We start from the raw sequence: 26532 nt of genomic DNA, 5'->3' as shown, positions 1-26532 counted from the left end.
ACCGCCCGATTCGCCCGATTCGCGCCTACGCCGCCGACGCCCGCCCGTCCGCCGCACCGCCGACCACCGCCACAGGCATCCCGTCCGCTACCGCGCCGGTCGCGGCCAGACCGTCCGGCAGGCCGACCACGCGCACTTCGCGCTGCGGGAACGGAATCGAGATTCCGTGCTCGCCGAAAAGCCGCCAGATGTTGCGGTTCACGGACGAACGCACGCCCGACGTGCCTTTCGCCGCATCCTCGATCCAGAAGCCGAGCTCCAGATCGATCCCGTCCGCGCCGAAGCTGACCAGATAAGCGGTCGGCGCCGGGTCCGCGAGCACGCGCGGCACGTCCTTCGCGGCTTCCGCGAGCACCGAGAGCGCTTGCTCGACGTCGCTGGTATAGGCAACCTGCACGGCGACCTTCGCGTAGCCGCGCGTCAGGTACGACGACTGGTTCTGCACGACGTCGGTGATCAGTTTCTCGTTCGGTATCAGCGTCTCGTTGCCGTCGAGGCCGCGCACGACCGTATAACGCGTGCGGATCTGCGTGACGACGCCCTGCAGCCCGCCGACGCTGATCGCGTCGCCGAGCCGCAGCGAGCGATCGAGCAGGATGATGAAGCCCGACACGTAGTTGCTGGCGATCTTCTGCAGCCCGAAGCCGAGGCCGACGCCCACCGCGCCGCCGAACACGCCGAGCACCGTCACGTCGATGCCGACGAGCGACAGCCCGATCAGGATCGCCGCGAACACGAGCAGCGCGCGGCCGACCCGCGACATCACGACCTTCAGGTTCGCGTCGAGCGTGGTGGCGCGCGCGAGGCGCTCCTCCAGCACCGAGCCGAGCCACATCGCGACCATCAGCGTCACGCACACCCACAATGCGCCGGAAATCACCGACAGCAGCGTCAGGTGCGCATTCGCGACGCGGAACTGCACGCTGTCGAGCCACGCGATCACGTCGCGCTGGATCCCGAGCACGGTCAGCACCATCGCCGCCCACACGATCACCGACACGATCTTCTCGACGATCGACAGCCACGCATGCGTGTGGCCGTCGCGCGCGAACACGCGCCGCGCGAAGAAGAACAGCACGTAGATGAGCCCGATGCCGAACAGCGGCACGAGCGCGAGCGACAGGAGCGACGTCGACATGAACGGGTCGAACCCAAGCTGCGCGGCCAGCACGAACAGGCCGCCGAACAGCGGGAACAGCGCGCGCTTCAGGCTTTGCGCACCGGCGCCCGGCGTCCGGCCGGCCGCGCGCCGGCGCGCGTCGATGCGGCCGTGCACGAAGCGCGCGGCGACCCACGCGAAACACAGCGCGCCGACGAGGATCGCCGCCTGCCAGATCATCACGGGCTGGTTGAAGTCGCGGATCACCGACGCGAGCCGGTGCGACAGCAGGCGGTTCTGCATCATCCGTGGGTCCTGCCGTTACTGCGCGCGTCGTTCGAGGACCGCAGCGAAGAAGCCGTCGGTCGCATGGCGGTGCGGCCACAGCGACAGGTAGTCGCCGGTCTCGAGCTCGATGCGCTGGTCGGCCAGCACCTTCTGCGCGGGCACCAGCACGAAGTCCGGATGGTCAGCCAGGAACTGCTCGACGATCGCTTCGTTCTCCGCGTCGAGCACGCTGCAGGTCGCGTAGACGAGCCGGCCGCCCTTCTTCACGAGACGCGCGGCGCTCGCGAGGATCGACGCCTGCTTCGGCGTAAGCTCCTCGATCGACGTGCGCGTCTGGCGCCACTTGAGGTCGGGGTTTCGGCGCAGCGTGCCGAGGCCGCTGCACGGCGCGTCGACCAGCACGCGGTCGATCTTGCCGGCGAGCCGCTTGATCTTCGCGTCGTGCTCGCTGTCGATCAGCACCGGATTCACGTTCGACAGTCCGCTACGTGCGAGGCGCGGCTTCAGCTTCGTGAGGCGCTTTTCCGACACGTCGAACGCGTACAGGCGCCCGGTCGAGCGCATCATCGCGCCGAGCGCGAGCGTCTTGCCGCCGGCGCCCGCGCAGAAATCGACGACCATCTCGCCGCGACGCGGCGCGACCAGCGAGCACAGCAACTGGCTGCCCTCGTCCTGCACCTCGATCTGGCCTTCCTCGAACAGCTTCAGGCGCGTGAGCGCCGGCTTGCCGACGACGCGCACGCCCTGCGGCGCGAACGGCGTCTCGCCCGCGTCGATGCCGTTCGCGCGCAGCGCGTCGATCACCTGTTCGCGCGTCGCCTTCTGCGCGTTGGCGCGCAGGTCCAGCGGCGCCGGGTAGTTCAGCGCCGCGGCGAGCTGCGCGAGCTCCTCGGCGTCGAAACGGGCCGACAGCGCCTGGTAGATCCAGTCCGGCAGGTTCGTGCGCACGCGCACCGGCAGGCTCGCCGGATCGATCTTCGACACGTGCTCGAGCCACGCGGCCTCGGTGTCGGACACGAACGGCTTGAGCGCATTGCGGCCGAGCGTCTGCATCAGGCCGAGCAACGTCAGGCGCCGCGCGGGGCTGCCCGTGCCGCTCTCGGCCAGGTGCGAAAACTCCATCTTCCGGCGCAGCACCGCGAACACCGCCTCGGCGATCACGCCGCGCTCGGCATGGCCGAGCTTCGGGTGCGCGCGGAAGAACCGGCTCGTGGTCGCGTCGGCGGGGCCGGTGAACTTCAGCACCTCGGCCAGCAAGGTCTCGGTCTGGCCAATCAGGAATCCGTGCAGCTTCATACGCCCTCGCTCGTTTCGGTATGCGGTTGATCCGCGAAAATCCAGCGCGCCTCTTCCGGCGCCACCACTGCCCGGCCGTTCTCGAGGCGCAGGCGCCCCTCGACGAACCAGCGCACCGCACGCGGATACAGCACGTGCTCGACCGTCAGCACGCGCTGCGCGAGCGCGGCCGCGTCGTCGCCGGCGCGCACGGGCACCGCGCCCTGCGCGACGATCGCGCCGCTGTCGAGTTCGGGAATCACGAAATGCACGCTCGCGCCATGCAGCGCGACGCCGGCATCCAGCGCCTGCTGGTGCGTGTGGATGCCCTTGAAGCTCGGTAGCAGCGACGGGTGGATGTTCAGCAGCCGGCCTTCATATCGTCTGACGAAATCGGGCGTGAGGATGCGCATGAAGCCGGCGAGCACGACGAGATCGGGCGCGAAGCGGTCGATCTCGGCGGCGAGCGCCGCGTCGAAGCTGTCGCGGCTGTCGAACGACCGGTGGTCGACCACCGCGGTCGCCACCCCGTGCGACGCGGCAAAAGCCAGGCCGGCCGCGTCGGGCCGGTTGGCGATCACGGCAGCGACCTCGGCCGGCCAGCGCTCCTGCGCGCACGCGCGGACGATGGCCTCCATGTTGCTGCCGCGACCGGAAATCAGGATCACGAGTTTTTTCATCCGCGAATTTTACCATTCGCCCCCGCGTTTCCCCCCTTCTCGGCCGCCGGGCCGCCCGAACGTTTATAATCTTCTGCTTTGCGGCATCCCACCGCCCATTCCCCCGACGCTGCATCCGCTATCGTGAAAGTCTTCCGCGGCCTGCCCAACGCCGAGAGCCGCGCGCCGTGCGCGCTGACGATCGGCAACTTCGACGGTGTCCATCGCGGCCACCAGGCCCTGCTCGCGCGCGTGCGCGCGGCAGCGGACGCGCGCGGCCTGCCCGTGTGCGTGATGACCTTCGAGCCGCATCCGCGCGAATTCTTCAACCCGGCCGGCGCGCCGCCGCGCATCGCGATGCTGCGCGACAAGCTGGAAGCGCTGCGCGAACACGGGGTCGATCGCGTCGTCGTCGAGCACTTCAACCATACGTTCGCGAGCCAGTCGCCGCAGGCGTTCGTCGAACGCACGCTGGTCGGCGGGCTGCACACGCGCTGGATGATGGTCGGCGACGATTTCTGCTACGGCGCGAAGCGCGCGGGCACCTTCGACACGCTGAAGGCGGCCGGCGAGCAGTACGGCTTCGAGGTCGAGCAGATGGGCACGGTCGCCGGCAGCGACGGCACGCGCATCTCCAGCTCGGGCGTGCGCGCCGCGCTCGCCGCGGGCGATCTCGACGCGGCCGCGCAGGCGCTCGGCCACGGCTACGCGATCAGCGGCCACGTCGCGCACGGGCTGAAGCTCGGCCGCGACCTCGGCTTCCCGACGCTGAACCTGCCGATCGCGCACAAGCGGCCGGCGCTCGCGGGCATCTTCGTCGTGCAGGTGCACGGCCTGGGCCCCGCCCCGCTGCCGGGCGTCGCGAGCCTCGGGCTGCGTCCGACCGTCGACGATTCCGGCCGCGTGCTGCTCGAAGTCCACCTGCTCGACTGGCACGGCGACGCGTACGGCAAGCTCATCCGCGTCGAATTCCTGAAGAAGCTGCGCGACGAGGCGAAGTTCGACGATCTCGAGGCGCTGTCGCGCGCGATCGCGCTGGACGTCGCGAACGCGCGCGCGTACTTCATCGAGCGCGACCGCGCGCCGGGCAGCCGCGCGACCGGCTTCGCGACATCGGCGACCGACCGAATTAGCTGATCCGGCCGGCGGCGCCCCGCGCCGCACCCTCGCGCCGCCGACACGCGCGCATCCCCGATTCACGACGCACGAGCGTCCCCCGATTTAGATAGCGATCCCATCATGAGCAACAAGAAAGCCGATTCGAAACCGCAGGCCAAGTATCCGGTCAACCTGCTCGACACGCCGTTCCCGATGCGCGGCGACCTGCCCAAGCGCGAACCGCAGTGGGTCAAGGAATGGGAAGAGCGCGGCATCTACGAGAAGATCCGCGCGGCCAGCCAGGGCCGGCCGAAGTTCATCCTGCACGACGGCCCCCCGTATGCGAACGGCGACATCCACCTCGGTCACGCGGTCAACAAGATCCTGAAGGACATCGTCGTGAAGTCGCGCAACATGGCCGGCTTCGACGCGCCGTACGTGCCGGGTTGGGATTGCCACGGGATGCCGATCGAGATCCAGATCGAGAAGCAGTTCGGCAAGTCGCTGCCGGCGGCCGAAGTGATGAGCAAGGCGCGCGCGTACGCGACCGAGCAGATCGAGAAGCAGAAGGTCGGCTTCAAGCGCCTCGGCGTGCTCGGCGACTGGTCGAACCCGTACAAGACGATGAACTTCGTCAACGAGGCGGAAGAGATCCGTGCGCTCGGCAAGATCATCGAGAAGGGCTACGTGTATCGCGGGCTGAAGCCGGTGAACTGGTGCTTCGACTGCGGCTCGGCACTCGCCGAGGCGGAAGTCGAGTACAAGGACCGCACCGACCCGACGATCGACGTGATGTTCGCGTTCGCGGAACCGGAAAAGACCGCGCAGGCGTTCGGCCTGCCGGCGCTGCCGCGCGCCGAGGGCGGCATCGTGATCTGGACCACCACGCCGTGGACGATCCCCGCCAACCAGGCGTTGAACCTCCATCCGGAAATCGTCTACGCGCTGGTCGACACCGAGCGCGGGCTGCTGATCATCGCGGAAGAACGCGTCGAGGCCTGCATGGCCGACTTCAAGCTGACGGGCCGCGTCGTCGCGACCACCCCCGGCGTGAAGCTCGCGAACCTGCGCTTCCACCACCCGCTCGCATCTGCCCACCCCGGCTACAAGCGCACCGCGCCCGTCTACCTCGGCGACTACGTGACGACCGACACGGGTACCGGCGTCGTGCACTCGTCGCCGGCCTACGGCATCGAGGACTTCCAGTCGTGCAAGGCGCACGGGATGACCGATTCGGACTTCATCAACCCGGTGATGGGCGACGGCCGCTACATCGAATCGCTGCCGCTGTTCGGCGGCCTGTCGATCTGGGACGCGAACCCGAAGATCGTCGAGGCGCTGAACGCGGCCGGCTCGCTGCTGCGCAGCGAGAAGTACACGCACAGCTACATGCACTGCTGGCGCCACAAGACGCCGATCATCTATCGCGCGACGTCGCAGTGGTTCGCCGGCATGGACGTCAAGCCGCGCGACGACGGCAAGACGCTGCGCGAAACCGCGCTCGAAGGCGTCGAGGCGACCGCGTTCTATCCGTCGTGGGGCAAGCAGCGCCTGTTCAGCATGATCGCGAACCGTCCCGACTGGACGCTGTCGCGCCAGCGCCAATGGGGCGTGCCGATGGCGTTCTTCGTGCACAAGGAAACCGGCGAGCTGCACCCGCGCACGCTCGAGCTGCTCGAGGAAGTCGCGAAACGCGTCGAGCAGTCGGGCATCGAGGCCTGGCAGACGCTCGACCCGCGCGAGCTGATCGGCGACGACGCGAACCTGTACGAAAAGAACCGCGACACGCTCGACGTGTGGTTCGACTCGGGCACGACGCACTGGCACGTGCTGCGCGGCTCGCACAAGGATCAGCTGCAATTCCCGGCCGACCTGTACCTCGAAGGCTCGGACCAGCACCGCGGCTGGTTCCACTCGTCGCTGCTGACCGCGTCGATGATCGACGGCCGCGCGCCGTACAAGGGCCTGCTCACGCACGGCTTCACGGTCGACGGCGAAGGCCGCAAGATGAGCAAGTCGCTCGGCAACGGCATCGACCCGCATGAAGTCGCGAACCGTCTCGGCGCGGAAATCATCCGCCTGTGGATCGCGTCGACCGACTATTCGGGCGAACTCGCGATCTCCGAGGAAATCCTGAAGCGCGTGACGGAAGGCTATCGCCGCATCCGCAACACGCTGCGCTTCCTGCTCGCGAACCTGTCGGACTTCGACTTCGCGCAGCATGCGGTGCCGGTCGGCGAATGGCTCGAGATCGACCGCTACGCGGTCGCGTTCTCCGCGCAACTGCAGACGGAACTGCTCGGCCACTACGAGAAGTACGAGTTCCATCCGGTCGTCGCGAAGCTGCAGACGTACTGCTCGGAAGACCTTGGCGGCTTCTACCTCGACGTGCTGAAGGACCGCCTGTACACGAGCGCGCCCGATTCGCGCGCCCGTCGCTCCGCGCAGACCGCGCTGTACCACCTGACGCACGGGCTGCTGCGCGTGCTCGCGCCGTTCCTGTCGTTCACCGCGGAAGAAGCGTGGAAGGTGTTCCAGCCGGCCAGCGACACCGTGTTCACGGAAACCTACTACACGTATCCGGAAGTCGCCGGTGCGGCCGCGCTGATCGAGAAGTGGGCGCTGCTGCGCGACGTGCGCGGCAACGTAACGAAGGCGCTCGAGGAGGCACGCACCGCGAACCGCATCGGTTCGTCGCTGCAGGCGGAAGTGACCGTGCATGCGAGCGGTGCGCGCTACGACGCCCTCGCGAGCCTCGGCGAAGACCTGAAGTTCGTGCTGATCACGTCGGCGGCAACGGTCGTGAAGGTCGACGACGAAGCGCAGGAAAGCGTCGACGTCGCGGCGTCGAAGTACCAGAAGTGCGAACGCTGCTGGCACTACCGCGAGGACGTCGGCGCGCACGCCGATCATCCGACGCTGTGCGGCCGCTGCTTCTCGAACCTGTTTGAAAACGGCGAAAACCGGAGCGCTGCTTGAATATGGCGAAGACTGTGTCGAAACCGGCCAGCGGCGCGCTCGCGCCCTGGCTCGGCATTTCGCTGATCGTGATTCTGTTCGACCAGCTGTCGAAGATCGCGATCCTGAAAACGTTCGCGTACGGCGCGCAGCATGCGCTGACGTCGTTCTTCAACCTCGTGCTGGTGTACAACCGCGGCGCCGCGTTCGGCTTCCTGTCGACTGCGAGCGGCTGGCAGCGCTGGGCGTTCACCGCGCTCGGCATCGGCGCGACGCTCGTGATCTGCTTCCTGCTGCGCCGTCACGGCCAGCAGCGGCTGTTCAGCCTGTCGCTCGCGCTGATCCTCGGCGGCGCGCTCGGCAACGTGATCGACCGGCTGATCTACGGCCACGTGATCGACTTTCTCGATTTCCACCTCGGCGCCTGGCACTTCCCGGCGTTCAACCTCGCCGATTCCGCGATCACGATCGGTGCGGTGCTGCTGATCTACGACGAACTGCGTCGCGTGCGCGGCTCGCGCTGAGCGCGCATACTCGGTGTCGACGGCCGGCTTCGCGCCGGCCGTTCCGTTTGACCCTTGGAGGCCTGAGTTGGCACACGCAGAACTCGCAGGAAAACACCTCGTTCTCGGCCTGACGGGCGGCATCGCCTGCTACAAGATCGCCGAGCTCACCCGGCTGCTGACGAAGGCGGGCGCGACCGTGCAGGTCGCGATGACCGAAGCCGCCACGCAGTTCATCACGCCCGTGACGATGCAGGCGCTGTCCGGCCGGCCCGTCTACACGAGCCAGTGGGATGCGCGCATCGACAACAACATGGCGCACATCGACCTGTCGCGCGAAGCCGACGCGATCGTGATCGCGCCCGCGTCGACGGATTTCCTCGCGAAGCTCGCGCACGGATTCGCTGACGACCTGCTGTCGACGCTGTGCATCGCGCGCGACTGCCCGCTGCTCGTCGTGCCTGCGATGAACCGCCAGATGTGGCAGAACCCGGCCACGCAACGCAACGCCGCGCAACTGCGCGCCGACGGCGTGACGGTGCTCGGCCCCGATTCGGGCGCGCAGGCGTGCGGCGAAGTCGGCGACGGACGCATGCTCGAACCCGAGGCGATCTACGAAGCGATCGTCGCGCACTTCGCGCCGAAGGTGCTCGCGCACCGTCGCGTGCTGATCACGGCCGGCCCGACGTTCGAGCCGCTCGATCCGGTGCGCGGCCTCACGAACCGCTCGAGCGGCAAGATGGGCTTCGCGCTCGCGCGCGCCGCGCAGCAGGCCGGCGCCGACGTGCATCTCGTCGCGGGGCCGGTCGCGCTCGACACGCCGTGGGGCGTGTACCGCCAGGACGTGCAGACGGCACAGCAGATGTACGACGCGGTGATGCAAGCCGTGTCCGACGCCGACATCTTCATCGCGGTGGCCGCGGTCGCCGACTGGCGCGTCGATCGTCCGGCCGAGCACAAGATGAAGAAGACGGCCGACCGCAAGATGCCGGCGCTCGCGTTCGTCGAGAACCCGGACATCCTCGCGTCGGTCGCGGCGCTGCCCGATCCGCCGTATTGCGTCGGTTTCGCGGCCGAAAGCGGCGACCTCGACGTGCACGGCGACGAGAAGCGCAAGCGCAAGAACGTGCCGCTCCTGGTCGGCAATCTCGGCCCGCTGACGTTCGGCCGCGACGACAACGAAGTCGTGCTGTTCGAGGCGGCCGGCCTCACGCGCCTGCCGCGCGCCCCGAAGGACGAACTCGCGCACGTGCTCGTCGCGGAAATCGCGAAGCGCCTGCCGGACAACCGCCTGATCTGATCACCCGCGCGGCGGCCCGCGCCGCCGCGCCCTTCCCGACCGATTCGACGACCGCATGAAACTCGATCTGAAGATTCTCGACGCGCGCATGCGCGACTACCTGCCCGCCTACGCCACCGCCGGCAGCGCGGGCCTCGACCTGCGCGCGTGTCTCGACGCGCCCGTCACGCTGCAGCCGGGCGAAACGACGCTCGTGCCGACCGGCCTCGCGATCCACCTCGCGGATCCGGGCTACGCGGCGCTGATCCTGCCGCGCTCGGGCCTCGGCCACAAGCACGGCATCGTGCTCGGCAACCTCGTCGGCCTGATCGATTCCGACTACCAGGGCCAGCTGATGATCTCGACATGGAACCGCGGCCAGACCGAGTTCGTGCTGAACCCGTTCGAGCGGCTCGCTCAGCTCGTGATCGTGCCGGTCGTGCAGGCGCAATTCAACATCGTCGACGACTTCGCGCAAAGCGATCGCGGCGAAGGCGGCTTCGGCAGCACCGGCCGACACTGAACGACGCCATGCAAAAAAGGGGCCTCGCGGCCCCTTTCCTTTTTCCGTGACCGTTCACCGATCGGCCGTCTGCGCAATCCGCGCGGGCACTAGCTCGCGTCGCCGCGCCTGCACGATGATCGCGTAGATCACCATCGCGACGAGTACGCCGAGCAGCACCGCCGACGATCCGACGGTGCCGAGCGCGAGCCCGCCCTTGTCAACCGGTTTCGTCAGCAGGTCGCCGACCGTCGCCCCGAACGGACGCGTGAGCACGAATGCGGCCCAGAACAGCAGCACGCCCGAAATGCGCGTGAAATAGTGGGCCAGAACGATCAGTGTGAGCAGCCCGCCGATCAGCAGCGCGCCGCCGCCGAAGCCGAGGCCCGAGCTGTCCGCGAGAAAATCGCCGAGCGCGGTGCCGAGCGTGTTCGAGAACAGGATCGCGATCCAGTACAGCAGTTCGACCTTGCGCGTGCGGATCAGGTCGACCGACAGCGATTCGCCGCTCAGCCGCCATACCGCGAAGATCGCCAGCAGGATCGCGACGAGAATCGACGAGCCGGCGGCATAGCCGAGGCCGAGCGTCCGGTCCATGAAATCGGACATCGTCGTGCCGGCGGTGCTCGTCGCGACGATCACCGCCCAGTAGATCGCCGGACGATACTGCGTCGTTCTGAGCTGGGCGCCCAGCGCCACGAGAAAGAAACCGAACAGCAGGATCGAGCTCACCGCATAGCCGACGTTCAGCGTCATCGACAGCAGGTCGCCGCCGGTCTCGCCGAGCGTCGTCGCGCAGATCTTCATGATCCAGAACGCGAGCGTGATTTCAGGAAGTTTGTTCATTCGAACCCCTTTTTACAGATGGCGACGGACTGGCGCGCGCCAGCCCGGATCGCGGACAGGTTCGAATGTAGTCGCCGCCGGCTTAACGGAACCTTAGCGGTGTGGCAGCGCCGCGCGGCCCGCGGCGCGCGCAGCCACGCGTCAACGCGCGTGCCGGTGCCGGTAGTGCAGTGCGTACGCGAGCGTCAGCAGCACGACGAACACGACGCCGACCACCATCGTCATCCGGAATTCGCGCGTGAAAGCGGTCGTCAGCAGGATCGCGCCGACGAGCCCCGCACCGAGCAGGCTGCCGAACGGGTGCCCCCACATCCGGAACGCGAGCGCCGGGCCGCGATATTGCGCGCGAAAACGCAGGTGCGTGACGAAGATCATCAGCCATGTGAACAGTGCGCCGAACATCGCGATCGCCATCATCACGGTGAACGCGGTATCCGGCGACAGCGCGACCAGCACCGCCGCGACCGCGACGCCGCTGGTCGAGATCCACAGCGCCGCACGCGGCACGCCGTTGTTGCCGAGCCGGCCGAACACGGCCGGCGCGAGCTGCGCGCGCGACAGGCTGAACATCATCCGCGTCGTCACGTAGAGCTGGCTGTTCATCGCCGACAGCGCCGCGATCAGCAACACGAAGTTGATCACGCCGGCCGCGTACGGCACGTGCGTCGCGGCCATCACCTTCACGAACGGGCTTTCGTCGGTGCCGGCCTGCGTCCAGGGCACGATCGCGAGCATCAGCGACAGCGTGAGCAGGTAGAACAGCACGAGCCGGAACACCGTCGAGCGGAACGCGCGCGTGACCGCATGCTGCGGATCGCGCGCCTCGCCGGCCGCGATCGCGACCGCCTCGATGCTCATGTAGCTGAAGATCGCGACGATCACCGCGACCCAGGTGCCCCATGGCCCTTTCGGCATGAAGCCGTCGTGCGCGGTGTAGTTCGCGAAGCCGATGCCCGAAGCCGCCGGCGCAGACCACACGAGATACGCGCCGAGCGCGATGAACACGACGATCGCCGCGATCTTCAGCAACGAGAACGCATATTCGACCGACCCGTACAGCGTGACGCTCGCGAGGTTCACCGCGATCAGCAGCGCGGAGAAGCCGATCACCCAGTACCAGCCGGGCACGGCGGGAAACCAGTACTTCATGAAGACGGCGATCGCGCTGATCTCGGTCCCGATCGCGAACACGACCGCGAACCAGTACGCATAGCGCACGAGAAAGCCCGCGAGCGGGCCGACGTAATGCTCGGCGTACGCACCGAACGAGCCGGCCGTCGGATGCGCGACCGTCATTTCCGCGAGCGCGCCCATCAGCAGCAGCGCGATCAGCGCGCCGATCGCGTACGAAACCAGCACGCTCGGGCCCGCGAGCCCGATCGCGAACCCGCTGCCGAGGAACAGCCCCGTGCCGATCGCGCCGCCGATCGCGATCATCGCCATCTGCCCCGACGTCAGCGCATGGCGCAACCCTTGTTCGCGCGCGACGATGTTGTCGAACGACCGTTGTTGTTGTGTCACCGCGTTACCACTCCCCTGCACCACCATCGCGCCGCCGGCGCCAGATAAAGCGAAACGGCGCGGAAAACTTCCCGCGCCGTTCGCATGAACAACGAATTATCGCTTACTCGACTTCGACCGTCTCTTCGTTCGGCTTGTGCGGCGGATTCGCCAGCTTGTCGAACGACAACTGCACCTTGTCGTTTTCGTCGACGTCGACCGTCACGTGACCGCCATTGACGAGCTTGCCGAACAGCAGTTCATCGGCCAGCGCGCGACGGATCGTGTCCTGGATCAGCCGCTGCATCGGCCGCGCGCCCATCAGCGGGTCGAAGCCGTGCTTCGCGAGATGCTTGCGCAACGCGTCGGTGAAGAGCGCGTCGACCTTCTTCTCGTGCAGTTGCTCCTCGAGCTGGATCAGGAACTTGTCGACCACGCGCATGATGATTTCCTCATCGAGCGAGCGGAAGCTGATGATCGCGTCCAGACGGTTGCGGAACTCCGGCGTGAACAGGCGCTTGATGTCGGTCATCTCGTCGCCCGTCTCGCGGCGCGTCGTGAAGCCGATCGTCGCCTTCTGCATCGACTCGGCGCCCGCGTTCGTCGTCATGATGATGATGACGTTGCGGAAATCCGCCTTGCGGCCGTTGTTGTCCGTCAGCGTGCCGTGGTCCATCACCTGCAGCAGCACGTTGAAGATGTCCGGATGCGCCTTCTCGATTTCGTCGAGCAGCAGCACGCAGTGCGGCTTCTTCGTGACGGCTTCGGTCAGGAGGCCACCCTGGTCGAACCCGACGTAGCCCGGCGGCGCGCCGATCAGGCGACTCACCGCGTGACGCTCCATGTATTCCGACATGTCGAAGCGGATCAGTTCGATGCCGAGCGTGAACGCGAGCTGACGCGCCACTTCGGTCTTGCCGACGCCCGTCGGACCGGAGAACAGGAACGCGCCGATCGGCTTGTCCATCTTGCCGAGGCCCGCGCGCGCCATCTTGATCGACGCCGCGAGTGCGTCGATCGCCGGATCCTGGCCGAACACGACGCTCTTCAGGTCGCGATCGAGCGTCTGCAGCTTGCTGCGATCGTCCTGCGACACGCTCTGCGCCGGCACGCGCGCGATCTTCGAAATGATTTCCTCGATCTCGCTCTTGCCGATCGTCTTCTTCTGCTTCGACTTCGGCAGGATGCGCTGCGCGGCGCCCGCTTCGTCGATCACGTCGATCGCCTTGTCCGGCAGGTGACGGTCGGTGATGAAGCGTGCCGACAACTCGGCCGCGGCCGACAGCGCACCCGACGAATACTTGACGCCGTGATGCTCCTCGAAGCGCGACTTCAGCCCGCGCAGGATCGCGACCGTCTGCTCGACGGTCGGCTCCGTCACGTCGACCTTCTGGAAGCGCCGCGACAGCGCCGCGTCCTTTTCGAAGATGCCGCGATATTCGGTGAACGTGGTCGCGCCGATGCACTTGAGCGTGCCCGACGACAGCGCCGGCTTCAGCAGGTTCGATGCGTCGAGCGTGCCGCCCGAAGCAGCGCCCGCGCCGATCAGCGTGTGAATTTCGTCGATGAACAGGATCGCGTGCGGCCGTTCCTTCAGCTCCTTCAGCACCGTCTTCAGACGCTGCTCGAAGTCGCCGCGATACTTGGTGCCCGCGAGCAGCGCGCCCATGTCGAGCGAATACACCTGTGCGTTCGCGAGGATGTCCGGCACTTCGCCGCGCGTGATGCGATAGGCGAGCCCTTCGGCGATCGCGGTCTTGCCGACGCCGGCTTCGCCGACGAGCAGCGGATTGTTCTTGCGGCGGCGGCACAGCACCTGCACGACGCGCTCGACTTCCGGCTCGCGACCGATCAGCGGATCGATGCGGCCATCCTTCGCCATCTGGTTCAGGTTCTGCGTGAACTGCGCGAGCGGGGTTTCCTTTTGCGCGTTCGCGTCTTCGCTTTCCGCGTTCGCGTCGGCCGACTTCGCGGCTTCGCCGCCGTTCGTCTTCGCGATGCCGTGCGAAATGAAGTTCACCACGTCCAGGCGCGTGACGCCCTGCTGCTGCAGGTAATAAACCGCGTGCGAATCCTTCTCGCCGAAGATCGCGACCAGCACGTTCGCGCCGGTGACTTCCTTCTTGCCGTTCGACGTCGACTGGACGTGCATGATCGCGCGCTGGATCACGCGCTGGAAACCGAGCGTCGGCTGGGTATCGACATCGTCGGTGCCCGGGACGGTAGGTGTGTTGTCGTGGATGAAATTGCGCAGGTTCTGACGCAAGTCCTCGATGTTGGCCGCACACGCGCGCAACACCTCGGCTGCCGTCGGATTATCCAGCAGGGCCAGCAGCAGATGCTCGACCGTAATGAACTCATGGCGCGCCTGGCGTGCTTCCATGAACGCCATGTGCAGGCTGACTTCCAATTCCTGGGCAATCATGCTTCCTCCATCACGCACTGCAGCGGATGCCCGGCCTGCCGCGCATGGGTAACGACTTGCTCAACCTTGGTCGACGCGATGTCCCGCGTATAGACCCCACAAACTCCTCGCCCTTCACGATGGACCTTCAGCATGATCTGCGTGGCCGTCTCGCGATCCTTCTTGAAATACTCCTGTACGACCATCACGACGAACTCCATCGGCGTGAAGTCGTCGTTCAGCAGCACCACCTTGTACATCGAAGGCGGCTTGAGCTTCTGCTGCTTGCGTTCCAGGACGGTGCTGTCCTGCTTGTCCGGGATAATCGCCATACACCCATTCTAAACAACTCGGACAGGCCCGCAATCCTGCCATTACCCGACCGACCGGCCGGCGCCCTCCCTGGTTCCCGACGACTCGCGATCGTCTTCGTGCCATACGAAAGCCGGCTGCGGTGCCGGCTTTCACGCGTGGCGCGGAACACGAACCGTCAGGGGGGAAACCGCACCGGACCGTCGCATCCGCATCCAGTATCCCACAAGCCGGGACGACTCGATCGCGTGTCACTCGAGCCTGGTATATGAGCCGATTATGCGACTTTTCAAGTCCGCGCGCTCGGCGGCATGCTGCAAAGCAAAGCCGGAAAAACCCTGAAAATGGGTTCTTTACAACGGCCCTCTAACCGTCTAAAAATTCCGCTTGACACTCAAATAAAGAGCGCCAACAATCAAGCTGGCACTTTTTTCAACTCGTCGGTTGGCGAAATGAAAGAGGCCGAAGGTGAGCTTGTGAGGGGGGAACGGCTGTATTTTCCGGTCGTTTAGCTTTTCGAGCGTGCTCGTGGTAAGTAGCAGCGACTGTGTGACAGGGGAAGTAGGAAAATGGCAACTGGTATCGTTAAGTGGTTCAACGACGCGAAGGGCTTCGGTTTCATCACTCCCGACGAGGGCGGTGAAGATCTGTTTGCGCACTTCTCGGCCATCAACATGCAGGGCTTCAAGACCCTGAAGGAAGGCCAGAAGGTTAGCTTCGAGGTCGTTCAAGGGCCGAAGGGCAAGCAAGCGTCGAACATCCAGGCCGCGTAAAGGCACCGGATATCAGACGAAGAAACCCGGCATTGCGCCGGGTTTCTTTTTTTTCAGGCCGGCCACGCGTTAATTCGATTGGCCGGCCTTTTCGTTCAATCCCGATAATTGAACATGTATTGTCTTGTCGCACGCGCAGATCGAATGCCGTCATACGCGTGAAACATATTCAATACTCGTTACACGACCTTCAGCGTGCCCATCATGCCGAGATCCTCGTGTTCGAGAATATGGCAGTGAAACATGCGCTCGCCGGGCATGTCCTGCCTGACGAGCATCGTCACGGTCTCGCCGCTGCGCACGTTCACGGTGTCGCGCCACGCGCGGAACGGTTCGCTCGAGCGCGTGCCGTCCGATGCGCGCTCGATCACCTGGAATTGCGTGCCGTGCAAATGGAACGGATGATCCATGTCGGTGGCATTGCGAATCGCCCAGCGTTCGACGTCGCCGCAGCGGCTCGTCAGCGTCGCACGGTGCGGCGCGTAGGTCGCGCCGTTGATCGTGAAGCGCATCCCGGCCGGGCGGCCATGCGCCGGGCTGTGCATCATCGCGTCCATGTCCATCTCCTCGCCGAACGCGACCTCCTTGTGCGCAACCGGTTCGCCGAGGGCAGGCACCGCGCGCAGCGTGGCCGGCAGCGCACGGGCGGCGGCCGGTGCGAACGTGACGTCGGCGAGTGGCAGTGTCGGATCGGGCGGCAGACTGCCGTGGCCGCCGTCGTGCGACATCGCCATCTTGCGGCGGTCGTATTCGGCCGCCTGCAGCACCGCGCGTGACGCGCGATCGCCCGCGCGCACCAGCAGTTCCGCGCGTTCGCCCGGCGCGAGCAGCAGCGACGTCACGCGGCGCGGCGCATCGAACAACCCGCCGTCGGTGCCGACCTGCTCGAACGCTCGGCCGTCGTCGAACGCAACGCGCAGGTAGCGCGCGCTGCACGCGTTCCACACGCGCCAGCGCTCGTCGCCCGCGACGTCGATCCGCGGCCGGCGCGCACCGTTGACCAGCACGAACTGGCCTTCGCGGCCGTTCATCCAGTCCATCATGTCGTTCGGCGGAATCGTGCCGTCGCGCGCGAGTTTCAGGTCGGACACGAACAGGTTGCGCTCGGGCCAGCCGGCGAGCGGATCGTCGGCGGCACGCACGACGAACGGGCCCGCCAGCCCGCGGAACACCTGCTCGGCGGTCATCATGTGCGGATGCGGGTGATACCAGTAGGTGCCGGCGCTCCCCTTCGGCAGCGTGAAGCGATACACGCGCGACGCGCCCGGCGCGACGGGATCGGACGGGTTGCCGTCCTGGTCGGGCGGCACCGGCAGGCCGTGCCAGTGGATCGTCGACGGCTGCGGCAGCTTGTTCACGAAGCGGATTTCGACCGTGTCGCCCTCGCGCACGTCGATCAGCGGCCCGACCACCGGCCCTTGCGTGCCCGCGCCGAACTGCCAGAACGTCGTCGGACGCGCACCGTGCAACATCGGACGCGCGACCGGCTGGGCGACCAGCGTCGCGCGGAACGTGCCCGGCTCGCGGCTTTCGTTCGCGAGCGTGCGCAGCGATGCGAGCGGCGCGCCGGACGGCAGCGCATCGGCCGCCGCGAGCGCGGCTGGCGCCGGTATCGCGTGCTGCGCGTGGTCCGCCATCCCTGACATGCCCGACATCCCCGGCATGTCGTCCATCTGATCCATGCCGGCCATGCCCGTATGACCGGCATGCTGCGCCCAGGCGGTGCGCGCAAACAGCGATGCCGCCGCGACGCCAATGGCGTGCGACAGGAAGGTTCTCCGTATCATCAATCGTTCCTCGTTATTCGTGCTGCGTCGCGCGGCCGTCGCGACACTCGCGCCGGCCGGCACGGAGAAGCGCTCGTGCGCGACGCGAATCCTGATGCCCGCGTCATCATAACCGCAGCCCCCGGCGGAGGCGCGGCGACTGCGAGCGAGCGTCGATACGACGCAGCGCGCGGCCGGTCGGACGAACGGACCGGAGACCGGGATCGTCGAGCGTTTTCGATCGTCGCCGGGTGCTGCGGCGCCTCACCGCATTCACCGCCGCCCGCTGTCGCCACGTCACGTCGAGACAATTCGCCCCTGCCGCTCATCCCGCGATCGGCGTGCCGGACACCACCCATGCACGAACCCGCCAATTTTTCACGATGCGGAACAAGTCCCTGCGTTATAAAAATTCGTGGTGCACGGCAAAAATTCGTTGTTTCGCGATGCCAAAAAACGTTCCGCAATACAAAACGAGCGAGATAAACAATTGTTTTTACGAGATATTTTTTGTTTCGAGAAAGCACTCTACGTGCACCATCGGGCGCGGCCCTGGACGTAGACTTTGTTCCATGCACTGACGCTTCGCCACGACGGTCGATACGGAATCCGGCGCAAGCAGCCAGTCGGGCCACGGCCGGACGAACCGGCGGGCGGCACAACAGAATCGCTTGTGATCAGAAAGGGAGAACGGAAATGAAGGGATTTCGCTTTGGTTCAGCGCTCGGGTCGTTCTACATCCTGCCGGGTAATGGCGGCTGGGAAGCGACGTTCGGCAACGCCCTGCTCGGCGCGTTCTCGTGCCCGGAAGTGGCGGCCGACCACATCTCCCGCGGCGACTGCGAGCAACTGTCCGAACTGGATACGGCCACGCTCGAAGTGCCGCACGAAATCGCCGAGTGGGAAATCGTGCACGTCTGAATGGCACGCCGGCAACGAAAAACGCCCCGGGTGACCGGGGCGTTTTCATGTTCGGCGGAACGGCGAGCCGCCAGGCCCGCCGCATCGGCTGGTGCCGCTGCCGTGGCGCGCGCGGGAGCGCGGCCTGCGTCAGGCGACTGCGTCGACGATGCCGTTCAGCGTTGCGCTCGGGCGCATCGCCCGGCTCGTCAGCTCGACGTTCGGTCGGTAGTAGCCGCCGATCGCCTGCGCGCTGCCCTGCGCCGCCGACAGTTCTTCGAGGATGCGCGTCTCGTTGTCGGACAGCGACTTCGCGACGCCTTCGAACTGCGCCTTCAGCGCAGCGTCCTCGGTCTGCTCGGCCAGCGCCTGCGCCCAGTAGAGGCACAGATAGAAGTGACTGCCGCGGTTGTCGAGGCCACCGACCTTGCGCGCCGGCGATTTGTTCTCGTCCAGGAACTTGCCGGTCGCCTGGTCGAGCGTCTTCGCGAGCACGAGCGCCTTCGGGTTCTGATACGCGTTGCCGAGATGTTCGAGCGACGCGGCCAGCGCGAGGAATTCGCCGAGCGAATCCCAGCGCAGGAAGCCTTCCTCGACGAACTGCTGCACGTGCTTCGGCGCCGAGCCGCCCGCGCCCGTTTCGAACATCCCGCCGCCGGCCATCAGCGGCACGATCGACAGCATCTTCGCGCTGGTGCCGAGTTCCATGATCGGGAACAGGTCGGTCAGGTAGTCGCGCAGCACGTTGCCCGTGACCGAGATCGTGTCCTTGCCCGCGCGGATGCGCTCGAGCGAGAAGCGCGTGGCGTCTTCCGGCGTCATGACGCGGATGTCGAGGCCGTTCGTGTCGTGATCCTTCAGGTAGCGTTCGACCTTCGCGATGATCTGCGCGTCGTGCGCACGTGCCGGATCGAGCCAGAACACGGCCGGCGCGCCGGTCGCGCGGGCGCGGTTCACCGCGAGCTTGACCCAGTCCTGCACCGGCGCGTCCTTCGTCTGGCACATGCGCCAGATGTCGCCCGACTCGACCGCGTGCTCGAGCAGCACGTTGCCGGCTTCGTCCGTGACGCGCACGACGCCGTCGGCCGGGATCTGGAACGTCTTGTCGTGCGAACCGTATTCCTCGGCCGCCTGCGCCATCAGGCCGACGTTCGGCACGCTGCCCATCGTGACCGGGTCGAATGCGCCGTGCTGCTTGCAGTCCTCGATCACGGCCTGATAGACACCCGCGTAGCAGCGATCCGGAATCACGGCCTTCGCGTCGTACAGTTCGCCGTCCGGGCCCCACATGCAGCCCGACTCACGGATCATCGCCGGCATCGATGCGTCGACGATCACGTCGCTCGGCACGTGCAGGTTCGTGATGCCCTTGTCCGAGTTGACCATCGCGAGGCGCGGACGTGCTGCGTATTCGGCCTTGACGTCGGCTTCGATCGCTTCGCGCGTGTCGGCCGGCAGGTCCTTCAGGCGCGCGTACAGGTCGCCGATGCCGTTGTTCGGGTTGAAGCCGGCCTGCGCCAGCACGTCCGCGTGCTTCGCGAGCGCGTCGCGGTAGAACACCGACACGAAGTGACCGAACAGGATCGGGTCCGAGACCTTCATCATGGTCGCCTTCAGGTGCACCGAGAACAGCACGTCCTGCGCCTTCGCGTCGGCGATCTGCGCTTCGATGAAGCTGCGCAGCGCCTTGCGGCTCATCACCGATGCATCGATAACTTCACCGGCCTTCACGGCCGTCTTTTCCTTCAGCACCTTCTTCACGCCGTCGGCCGTCGTGAGTTCGATCTTCACGCTGCCGGCATCGGCGATCAGCGCCGACTTCTCGCTGCCGTAGAAGTCGCCTTCGCTCATGTGCGCGACGTGCGCCTTCGACGTCGCCTTCCATGCGCCCATCTTGTGCGGGTGCTTGCGTGCGTAGTTCTTGACCGACAGCGGCGCGCGACGGTCGGAGTTGCCTTCGCGCAGCACCGGGTTCACCGCGCTGCCCTTGATCTTGTCGTAGCGGGCCTTGACGGCCTTCTCTTCGTCGGTCGACGGCTCTTCCGGGTACGCCGGCAGCTTGTAGCCCTGCGTCTGCAATTCGGCGATCGCGGCCTTGAGCTGCGGCACCGACGCGCTGATGTTCGGCAGCTTGATGATGTTCGCTTCCGGCTTCAGCGTGAGCTGGCCCAGTTCGGCCAGATCGTCGGAACCCTTCTGCTCCGGCGGCAGGACGTCGGCGAATGCCGCGATGATGCGGCCGGCGAGCGAGATGTCGCGCGTTTCGACGGCGACGCCCGACGAGCGCGTGAAGGCCTTGACGATCGGCAGCAGCGAATAGGTCGCGAGCGCCGGCGCTTCGTCGGTGAGGGTATAGATGATCTTGGGCGAAGTGGACATGGTCGATGCGTTGCTACGTGAAAATTTGGGACTGAGGAGCGCCGACGGTAATCGGCGGGGAGCGACCGGGTCGATCGCGAAAGGGGCGTGCCGGCTAGCCGGACGGTGGTGTTGCGAGGGCCGTCATGTTCTACCTTGCAGGGCGTGCGAGCCGCATCGCGGCGCCGCGGCCCGCATGCCGGACCGCCCTGCCAACAAACCTGCCGTTCATGAAATGCCCCGGCGCCGGCAGTAGGCGCCGGGGCTGCCGGCGGTCCGCCGGCCTGCCCCGGAACGGGACTTACATGTTCTCGATCAGCACTTCGCCGAAGCCGGAGCACGACACCTGCGTCGCGCCTTCCATCAGGCGCGCGAAGTCGTACGTGACGCGCTTCTGCAGGATCGACTTCTCCATCGCGGCGATGATCGTATCGGCCGCTTCCGTCCAGCCGAGGTGGCGCAGCATCATTTCCGCCGACAGGATCTCGGAACCGGGGTTCACGTAATCCTTGCCCGCGTACTTCGGCGCCGTGCCGTGGGTCGCCTCGAACATCGCGACCGAATCCGACAAGTTCGCGCCCGGCGCGATCCCGATGCCGCCGACCTGAGCGGCCAGCGCGTCGGAGATGTAGTCGCCGTTCAGGTTCAGCGTCGCGATCACGTCGTATTCGGCCGGGCGCAGCAGGATCTGCTGCAGGAACGCGTCGGCGATCGAATCCTTGATGACGATCTCGTTGCCCGTCTTCGGGTTCTTCACGCGCATCCACGGGCCGCCGTCGATCAGCTCGCCGCCGAACTCCTTCTGCGCGAGCGCGTAGCCGGCGTCACGGAACAGGCCTTCCGTGAACTTCATGATGTTGCCCTTGTGCACCAGCGTGACCGACTTGCGATCGTTGTCGATCGCATACTGGATCGCCTTGCGCACGAGACGCTCGGTGCCTTCCGTCGACACGGGCTTGACGCCGATCCCCGAGGTTTCCGGGAAGCGGATCTTCTTCACGCCCATTTCTTCCTGCAGGAACTTGATGACCTTCTTCGCCTGCTCGGAGCCCGCGGCCCATTCGATGCCCGCGTAGATGTCTTCCGAGTTCTCGCGGAAGATCACCATGTCGATCTTTTGCGGCTCGCGCACCGGCGACGGCACGCCCTTGAAATACTGGACCGGGCGCAGGCATACGTAGAGGTCGAGCTCCTGGCGCAGCGCGACGTTCAGCGAACGGATGCCGCCGCCGACCGGGGTCGTGAGCGGCCCCTTGATCGACACCACGTATTCCTTCAGCACCTGCAGCGTTTCGTCCGGCAGCCACACGTCCGGACCGTACACCTTCGTCGCCTTCTCACCCGCGAAGATCTCCATCCAGTGGATCTTGCGCTTGCCCTTGTAGGCATGCGCGACCGCCGCGTCGACGACCTTGATCATCACCGGCGTGATGTCGAAGCCCGTACCGTCGCCTTCGATATAGGGAATGATCGGCTGATCGGAAACGTTGAGCGAGAAGTCCTTGTTGACGGTGATCTTGTCACCGCCCTCCGGAACCTTGATGTGCTGATACGGCATGATCGACTCCAGTGACGTGGCTGAGCAGGTGATGCTGGTCGAAACTGCGCGCGCGGCGAGGTGGCCCTGCCACCCTCGTGACGGCAACAGCGAGCGCTATTCTAGCGCCCCAACCGGGGCCGGCGGCACGAAGCGCGACGCTGCGTATCAAGTCTTCCCTTATGTCTTATATAAGACAGAGGACTTGCCGTTCCGTATTATGCATTAAGATTCCGCCATTTGCCATAGACCGCCCGTCCCGCTTCCCGCGGCACGTCGGGCGGGCGCCTCGACATGACCCTGATCGCCCTCAACAAGCCGTTCGGCACGATTTGCCAGTTTTCCGCGCACGAGACGCGGCCGTCGCTCGGCGACTGGGTGAAAGCACCCGGCGTCTACCCGGCCGGCCGGCTCGACGCGGACAGCGAGGGCCTGCTGCTGCTCACCGACGACGGCGCGCTGCAGGCGCGCATCGCCGAGCCGCGCCACAAGCTCGTCAAGCGCTACTGGGCGCAGGTCGACGGCGCGCCGGGCCCGGCCGACCTGAAGGCGCTCGCGCGCGGTGTCGATCTCGGCGACTACGTGACGCGTCCGTGCCGCGCCGAATTCATCGAGCCGCCCGATACGCTGTGGCCGCGCAATCCGCCGATCCGCTATCGCGCCGCGATCCCGACCACGTGGATCGAACTCGCGATCACCGAAGGCAAGAATCGGCAGGTGCGGCGCATGACGGCCGCGATCGGTTTCCCGACGTTGCGTCTCGTGCGCGTCGGCATCGGCGCGCTCGACATATTCGCGCTCGGCATTGCACCGGGCGAAACAATCGCGCTGCCACCGCGCGCCCCGTGGGATGGTTTCGCGCGCGCTGAATGACGCATTCCGGCCGCGCGAATTTTTCGTCATCTTTTTCGTCAACCGCCTGCGAAGATCGCGCGTTAAACCACGCAGATGCCAACCTTAGCTATCCGGCATTGGCAGCCGAATCCGTGTTTGCGTCACGAAAGCGACGTTTTCATCGAATACGATTCGGCGCCCGCAGCGCAATGAGAAATTTCTCGAAGCGTCTGTCAACCGAAAGGTGGATGGCACCGTTAGACGACATGACTCCTATTGCCGGGTCATTTGGTTAATTAACTAAAGCTGAGGAACACAACATGAACAAACTGATCGCTGCTCTGGTCGCTGGCCTCTTCGCAACGGCTGCTTTCGCACAAGCTTCGGCTCCGGCCGCTCCGGCTGCTGCTGCTCCGGCAGAAGCTGCTTCGGCACCGGCTAAGAAGGCAACGCACAAGAAGCACCACGCTGCTAAGAAGCACCACGCAGCTAAGAAGGCAGCTAGCGAAGCCGAAGCACCGGCAGCTGCTTCGAACTAAGTAAGCAAGCTGTAATAACGCAGTCAAGAACACGCAGTCTTGCCGTTCTTACGGCGTTGAAAGGCAGATCACCGCGAGGCGATCTGCCTTTTTCTTTTTTGTGCCCGCCGGCGCGCTTCGCGTACCATGCGGGTCTCGTTTTCCCGATAGGAGCCCTGCTGTGCGATTCTCCCTGCGCCCGTCGCTCGGCCGCCTTGCGCGCGCCGCCGTGTTTCCCGCCGCGCTCGCCGTCCTCGCGCTCGGCATGCAGACCGCCCACGCGCAGATGCCGCCCGGCGCCAAGCAGCCGAGCGAGTTCCCGCGTGCGAAGCTGCGCGCCGGCATGTACGTGATCGACGCGGCCGTCGCCGCGAACGACGCCGACCGCGAACAGGGACTGATGTACCGGTCGCAGCTCGCGCCGAACGAAGGCATGCTGTTCGTGTTCAACGAGAACGCCGTGCACTGCTTCTGGATGAAGAACACGCTGATCCCGCTGTCGATCGCGTTCATCCGCGCGGACGGCACGATCACCGACATCGACGAGATGAAGGCCGAAACGACCGACAACCACTGCCCGCGCAACAACGGCGTCTATGCGCTCGAAATGAGCAAGGGCTGGTTCGCGGCGAAGGGCATCAAGCCTGGCATGAAGCTCGAAGGCCTGCCCAAGGCCCAGTAACGGCCATTGCCGCGGCGCCGCCGCACGTCGACCGAAGCCGGCCGCCCATTCTTGTGTTGGGCGCCGGTATTTTTTTTCGCCGGCCGACGGCGACGCGCGCCTTGATTCGGCCAATGCTGCCCGCATCTGCAAAAGCCACGGACAAGCGCTATCCTTTAAATCTCGCTAGTTCCAGCCCGGGCCGATGCAACCGGCCCGCTTACGATCCGAACCACCAGGAGGTTCACGTGCCCCGCAAAACCCCCATCGAGCGCTATCGCAATATCGGGATCAGCGCTCACATCGATGCCGGCAAGACCACGACGACCGAGCGCATCCTGTTTTACACCGGCGTGAGCCACAAGATCGGTGAAGTGCACGACGGCGCGGCCACGATGGACTGGATGGAGCAGGAGCAGGAACGCGGCATCACGATCACGTCGGCCGCGACCACGGCCTTCTGGAAGGGCATGGCCGGCAACTATCCGGAACACCGGATCAACATCATCGACACCCCCGGGCACGTCGACTTCACGATCGAGGTCGAGCGCTCGATGCGCGTGCTCGACGGTGCGTGCATGGTCTACGACTCGGTCGGCGGCGTGCAGCCGCAATCCGAAACCGTGTGGCGCCAGGCGAACAAGTACAAGGTGCCGCGCATCGCGTTCGTCAACAAGATGGACCGCATCGGCGCGGACTTCTTCCGCGTGCAGCGCCAGATCGGCGAGCGTCTGAAGGGCGTCGCCGTGCCGATCCAGATTCCGATCGGCGCGGAAGATCATTTCCAGGGCGTCGTCGATCTCGTGAAGATGAAGGCCATCGTCTGGGACGACGAAAGCCAGGGCGTGAAATTCACGTACGAGGACATCCCGGCGAATCTCGTCGAGCTGGCGCACGAATGGCGCGAGAAGATGGTCGAAGCCGCCGCGGAAGCCAGCGAGGAACTGCTCGAGAAGTACCTGCACGACCATGAATCGCTGACCGAGGACGAGATCAAGGCCGCGCTGCGCCAGCGCACGATCGCGAACGAGATCGTGCCGATGCTGTGCGGCAGCGCGTTCAAGAACAAGGGCGTGCAGGCGATGCTCGACGCGGTGATCGACTACCTGCCGTCGCCGGTCGACGTGCCCGCGATCCTCGGCCACGACTTCCACGATCCGGAGAAGCCGGCGGAACGTCATCCGAGCGACGACGAGCCGTTCTCGTCGCTCGCGTTCAAGATCATGACCGACCCGTTCGTCGGCCAGCTGATCTTCTTCCGCGTGTATTCGGGCGTCGTCGAATCGGGCGACACGGTCCTGAACGCGACGAAGGACAAGAAGGAGCGGCTCGGCCGGATCCTGCAGATGCATGCGAACGAGCGCAAGGAAATCAAGGAAGTGCGCGCGGGCGACATCGCGGCGGCGGTCGGCCTGAAGGAAGCGACGACGGGCGACACGCTATGCGATCCGACCAAGCCGATCATCCTCGAGAAGATGGAATTCCCGGAGCCGGTGATCTCGCAGGCCGTCGAGCCGAAGACGAAGGCCGACCAGGAAAAGATGGGCCTCGCGCTGAACCGTCTCGCGCAGGAAGATCCGTCGTTCCGCGTGCAGACCGACGAGGAATCCGGCCAGACGATCATCTCGGGGATGGGCGAGCTGCACCTCGAAATCCTGGTCGACCGGATGAAGCGCGAGTTCGGCGTCGAGGCGACGGTCGGTAAGCCGCAGGTCGCGTATCGCGAAACGGTGCGCACGACGGCGACCGATGTCGAGGGCAAGTTCGTCAAGCAGTCGGGCGGGCGCGGCCAGTACGGGCATGCGGTGATCACGCTGGAGCCGAACCCCGGCAAGGGCTACGAGTTCCTCGACGAGATCAAGGGCGGCGTGATTCCGCGCGAATTCATCCCGGCCGTCGACAAGGGCATCATCGAAACGCTGAAGAGCGGCGTGCTCGCGGGCTACCCGGTCGTCGACGTGAAGGTGCACCTGACGTTCGGCTCGTACCACGACGTCGACTCGAACGAAAACGCGTTCCGGATGGCCGGCTCGATGGCGTTCAAGGAAGCGATGCGCCGTGCGAAGCCGGTGCTGCTCGAGCCGATGATGGCGGTCGAGGTCGAGACGCCCGAGGACTTCATGGGCAACGTGATGGGCGACCTGTCGAGCCGGCGCGGCATCGTGCAGGGGATGGAGGACATCGCGGGCGGCGGCGGCAAGCTGGTGCGCGCCGAGGTGCCGCTTGCCGAGATGTTCGGCTATTCGACGTCGCTGCGCTCGGCGACGCAAGGTCGTGCGACGTACACGATGGAGTTCAAGCAGTACGCGGAAACGCCGGCGAACGTGTCGGAAGGCGTGATCAACGCGAAAGTGAAGTAAGCGCGGGGCGCGCGCCCTGCTGCGCGCAGACCTCAGGCCCGTCCGGTTCCGGACGGGCCTTTTTTTCATCCGTCCAACGCGGCACGGCCGGTAGCCGACGCC

The 26532-nt window shown here is 66.0% G+C and carries 21 protein-coding genes; 11 read left to right on the top strand and 10 right to left on the bottom strand.

What is annotated here, in order from left to right:
* Nucleotides 1–25 precede the first annotated feature (25 nt).
* The 3 genes from HWX22_RS24330 to purN are packed head-to-tail and all read right to left on the bottom strand — an operon-like array spanning nucleotide 26 to nucleotide 3342.
* Entirely contained in the window at nucleotides 26–1405 is a 1380-nt protein-coding gene (locus HWX22_RS24330) for a mechanosensitive ion channel domain-containing protein (RefSeq protein ID WP_175916559.1), read from the bottom strand.
* 15 nt (nucleotides 1406–1420) lie between these two features.
* Nucleotides 1421–2683 (bottom strand): RsmB/NOP family class I SAM-dependent RNA methyltransferase, encoded by a 1263-nt coding sequence (locus HWX22_RS24325; RefSeq protein WP_059692217.1) that lies wholly within the window; start codon nucleotides 2681–2683, stop codon nucleotides 1421–1423.
* Nucleotides 2680–3342 (bottom strand): phosphoribosylglycinamide formyltransferase, encoded by a 663-nt coding sequence (gene purN / locus HWX22_RS24320; RefSeq protein ID WP_059527718.1) that lies wholly within the window; start codon nucleotides 3340–3342, stop codon nucleotides 2680–2682. The genes HWX22_RS24325 and purN overlap by 4 nt, the downstream gene beginning before the upstream one ends.
* 123 nt (nucleotides 3343–3465) lie before the next feature.
* Here purN and HWX22_RS24315 point away from each other — a divergent pair, with 123 nt between their 5' ends.
* The 5 genes from HWX22_RS24315 (at nucleotide 3466) to dut (ending at nucleotide 9682) form a co-directional block, all read left to right on the top strand.
* The gene (locus tag HWX22_RS24315; protein ID WP_059527721.1) at nucleotides 3466–4458 is read left to right on the top strand and encodes a bifunctional riboflavin kinase/FAD synthetase; all 993 of its coding nucleotides are present in this window, start codon (nucleotides 3466–3468) and stop codon (nucleotides 4456–4458) included.
* Nucleotides 4459–4560: 102 nt separating this feature from the next.
* Complete coding sequence (ileS, locus tag HWX22_RS24310) at nucleotides 4561–7398, top strand: isoleucine--tRNA ligase (protein ID WP_175916558.1); 2838 nt, start codon at nucleotides 4561–4563, stop codon at nucleotides 7396–7398.
* A gap of 2 nt (nucleotides 7399–7400) precedes the next feature.
* On the top strand, nucleotides 7401–7901 hold the full coding sequence (gene lspA / locus HWX22_RS24305; RefSeq protein ID WP_059527727.1) for a signal peptidase II: 501 nt from the start codon (nucleotides 7401–7403) through the stop codon (nucleotides 7899–7901).
* A gap of 67 nt (nucleotides 7902–7968) precedes the next feature.
* Nucleotides 7969–9180, top strand: a complete 1212-nt coding sequence (gene coaBC / locus HWX22_RS24300; protein WP_059820926.1) for a bifunctional phosphopantothenoylcysteine decarboxylase/phosphopantothenate--cysteine ligase CoaBC — start codon at nucleotides 7969–7971, stop codon at nucleotides 9178–9180.
* Nucleotides 9181–9235: 55 nt separating this feature from the next.
* The gene (gene dut, locus HWX22_RS24295) at nucleotides 9236–9682 is read left to right on the top strand and encodes a dUTP diphosphatase (RefSeq protein WP_175916557.1); all 447 of its coding nucleotides are present in this window, start codon (nucleotides 9236–9238) and stop codon (nucleotides 9680–9682) included.
* A 54-nt stretch (nucleotides 9683–9736) separates the two neighbouring features.
* Here the strand turns inward: dut and HWX22_RS24290 are convergent, their stop codons facing one another.
* The 4 genes from HWX22_RS24290 to clpS form a co-directional block, all read right to left on the bottom strand.
* A complete protein-coding gene (locus tag HWX22_RS24290) occupies nucleotides 9737–10507 on the bottom strand; it encodes a hypothetical protein (protein ID WP_175916556.1) in 771 nt (256 codons plus the stop codon).
* A 141-nt stretch (nucleotides 10508–10648) separates the two neighbouring features.
* Nucleotides 10649–12028 carry an amino acid permease gene (locus tag HWX22_RS24285; protein ID WP_175916555.1) on the bottom strand — a complete coding sequence of 460 codons (1380 nt, stop codon included), beginning with the start codon at nucleotides 12026–12028 and terminating at the stop codon, nucleotides 10649–10651.
* A 103-nt stretch (nucleotides 12029–12131) separates the two neighbouring features.
* A complete protein-coding gene (gene clpA, locus HWX22_RS24280) occupies nucleotides 12132–14432 on the bottom strand; it encodes an ATP-dependent Clp protease ATP-binding subunit ClpA (protein WP_059527738.1) in 2301 nt (766 codons plus the stop codon).
* Entirely contained in the window at nucleotides 14429–14743 is a 315-nt protein-coding gene (gene clpS / locus HWX22_RS24275) for an ATP-dependent Clp protease adapter ClpS (RefSeq protein WP_006398529.1), read from the bottom strand. Before clpS ends, clpA begins: the two co-directional genes overlap by 4 nt.
* Nucleotides 14744–15292: 549 nt before the next feature.
* Between clpS and HWX22_RS24270 the strand changes: the two genes are divergently transcribed.
* Entirely contained in the window at nucleotides 15293–15496 is a 204-nt protein-coding gene (locus tag HWX22_RS24270; RefSeq protein WP_004196460.1) for a cold-shock protein, read from the top strand.
* A gap of 179 nt (nucleotides 15497–15675) precedes the next feature.
* Here the strand turns inward: HWX22_RS24270 and HWX22_RS24265 are convergent, their stop codons facing one another.
* A complete protein-coding gene (locus HWX22_RS24265) occupies nucleotides 15676–17283 on the bottom strand; it encodes a multicopper oxidase family protein (RefSeq protein ID WP_175916554.1) in 1608 nt (535 codons plus the stop codon).
* Between the two features lie 675 nt (nucleotides 17284–17958).
* Here HWX22_RS24265 and HWX22_RS24260 point away from each other — a divergent pair.
* On the top strand, nucleotides 17959–18183 hold the full coding sequence (locus tag HWX22_RS24260) for a hypothetical protein (protein WP_006490888.1): 225 nt from the start codon (nucleotides 17959–17961) through the stop codon (nucleotides 18181–18183).
* Nucleotides 18184–18312: 129 nt separating this feature from the next.
* Here HWX22_RS24260 and HWX22_RS24255 read toward each other — a convergent pair whose 3' ends face one another.
* On the bottom strand, nucleotides 18313–20541 hold the full coding sequence (locus HWX22_RS24255; protein ID WP_175916553.1) for an NADP-dependent isocitrate dehydrogenase: 2229 nt from the start codon (nucleotides 20539–20541) through the stop codon (nucleotides 18313–18315).
* A gap of 280 nt (nucleotides 20542–20821) precedes the next feature.
* A complete protein-coding gene (gene icd / locus HWX22_RS24250; RefSeq protein ID WP_044845581.1) occupies nucleotides 20822–22078 on the bottom strand; it encodes an NADP-dependent isocitrate dehydrogenase in 1257 nt (418 codons plus the stop codon).
* A 273-nt stretch (nucleotides 22079–22351) separates the two neighbouring features.
* Here icd and HWX22_RS24245 point away from each other — a divergent pair, with 273 nt between their 5' ends.
* The 4 genes from HWX22_RS24245 to fusA all read left to right on the top strand — a co-directional run bounded on the left by HWX22_RS24245 (nucleotide 22352) and on the right by fusA (nucleotide 26430).
* Nucleotides 22352–22930: a pseudouridine synthase gene (locus HWX22_RS24245; protein WP_059527744.1), complete on the top strand. Its 579-nt coding sequence runs from the start codon at nucleotides 22352–22354 to the stop codon at nucleotides 22928–22930.
* A 281-nt stretch (nucleotides 22931–23211) separates the two neighbouring features.
* Nucleotides 23212–23430: a hypothetical protein gene (locus HWX22_RS24240; protein ID WP_072444916.1), complete on the top strand. Its 219-nt coding sequence runs from the start codon at nucleotides 23212–23214 to the stop codon at nucleotides 23428–23430.
* A gap of 160 nt (nucleotides 23431–23590) precedes the next feature.
* A complete protein-coding gene (locus tag HWX22_RS24235; protein WP_175916552.1) occupies nucleotides 23591–24091 on the top strand; it encodes a DUF192 domain-containing protein in 501 nt (166 codons plus the stop codon).
* Between the two features lie 227 nt (nucleotides 24092–24318).
* Nucleotides 24319–26430, top strand: coding sequence for an elongation factor G (gene fusA / locus HWX22_RS24230; RefSeq protein ID WP_175908065.1), 2112 nt, complete (start codon nucleotides 24319–24321; stop codon nucleotides 26428–26430).
* Nucleotides 26431–26532 lie beyond the last annotated feature (102 nt).

This window comes from Burkholderia sp. BCC1638 (assembly GCF_902833195.1).
GTDB classification, from domain to species: Bacteria; Pseudomonadota; Gammaproteobacteria; order Burkholderiales; family Burkholderiaceae; genus Burkholderia; species Burkholderia diffusa.
The sequence above is the reverse complement of the archived record's forward strand: the minus strand, read 5'-3'. Positions and strand labels throughout refer to the sequence as shown.

Excerpts from the sequence above, each read along its gene's own strand:
- HWX22_RS24330 (WP_175916559.1), bottom strand. The coding sequence starts at position 1,405 with ATGATGCAGAACCGCCTGCTGTCGCACCGGCTCGCGTCGGTGATCCGC.
- HWX22_RS24325 (WP_059692217.1), bottom strand. The coding sequence starts at position 2,683 with ATGAAGCTGCACGGATTCCTGATTGGCCAGACCGAGACCTTGCTGGCC.
- purN (WP_059527718.1), bottom strand. The coding sequence starts at position 3,342 with ATGAAAAAACTCGTGATCCTGATTTCCGGTCGCGGCAGCAACATGGAG.
- ileS (WP_175916558.1), top strand. The coding sequence starts at position 4,561 with ATGAGCAACAAGAAAGCCGATTCGAAACCGCAGGCCAAGTATCCGGTC.
- lspA (WP_059527727.1), top strand. The coding sequence starts at position 7,401 with ATGGCGAAGACTGTGTCGAAACCGGCCAGCGGCGCGCTCGCGCCCTGG.
- dut (WP_175916557.1), top strand. The coding sequence starts at position 9,236 with ATGAAACTCGATCTGAAGATTCTCGACGCGCGCATGCGCGACTACCTG.
- HWX22_RS24290 (WP_175916556.1), bottom strand. The coding sequence starts at position 10,507 with ATGAACAAACTTCCTGAAATCACGCTCGCGTTCTGGATCATGAAGATC.
- clpA (WP_059527738.1), bottom strand. The coding sequence starts at position 14,432 with ATGATTGCCCAGGAATTGGAAGTCAGCCTGCACATGGCGTTCATGGAA.
- clpS (WP_006398529.1), bottom strand. The coding sequence starts at position 14,743 with ATGGCGATTATCCCGGACAAGCAGGACAGCACCGTCCTGGAACGCAAG.
- HWX22_RS24270 (WP_004196460.1), top strand. The coding sequence starts at position 15,293 with ATGGCAACTGGTATCGTTAAGTGGTTCAACGACGCGAAGGGCTTCGGT.
- HWX22_RS24265 (WP_175916554.1), bottom strand. The coding sequence starts at position 17,283 with ATGATACGGAGAACCTTCCTGTCGCACGCCATTGGCGTCGCGGCGGCA.
- HWX22_RS24260 (WP_006490888.1), top strand. The coding sequence starts at position 17,959 with ATGAAGGGATTTCGCTTTGGTTCAGCGCTCGGGTCGTTCTACATCCTG.
- HWX22_RS24255 (WP_175916553.1), bottom strand. The coding sequence starts at position 20,541 with ATGTCCACTTCGCCCAAGATCATCTATACCCTCACCGACGAAGCGCCG.
- icd (WP_044845581.1), bottom strand. The coding sequence starts at position 22,078 with ATGCCGTATCAGCACATCAAGGTTCCGGAGGGCGGTGACAAGATCACC.
- HWX22_RS24245 (WP_059527744.1), top strand. The coding sequence starts at position 22,352 with ATGACCCTGATCGCCCTCAACAAGCCGTTCGGCACGATTTGCCAGTTT.
- HWX22_RS24240 (WP_072444916.1), top strand. The coding sequence starts at position 23,212 with ATGAACAAACTGATCGCTGCTCTGGTCGCTGGCCTCTTCGCAACGGCT.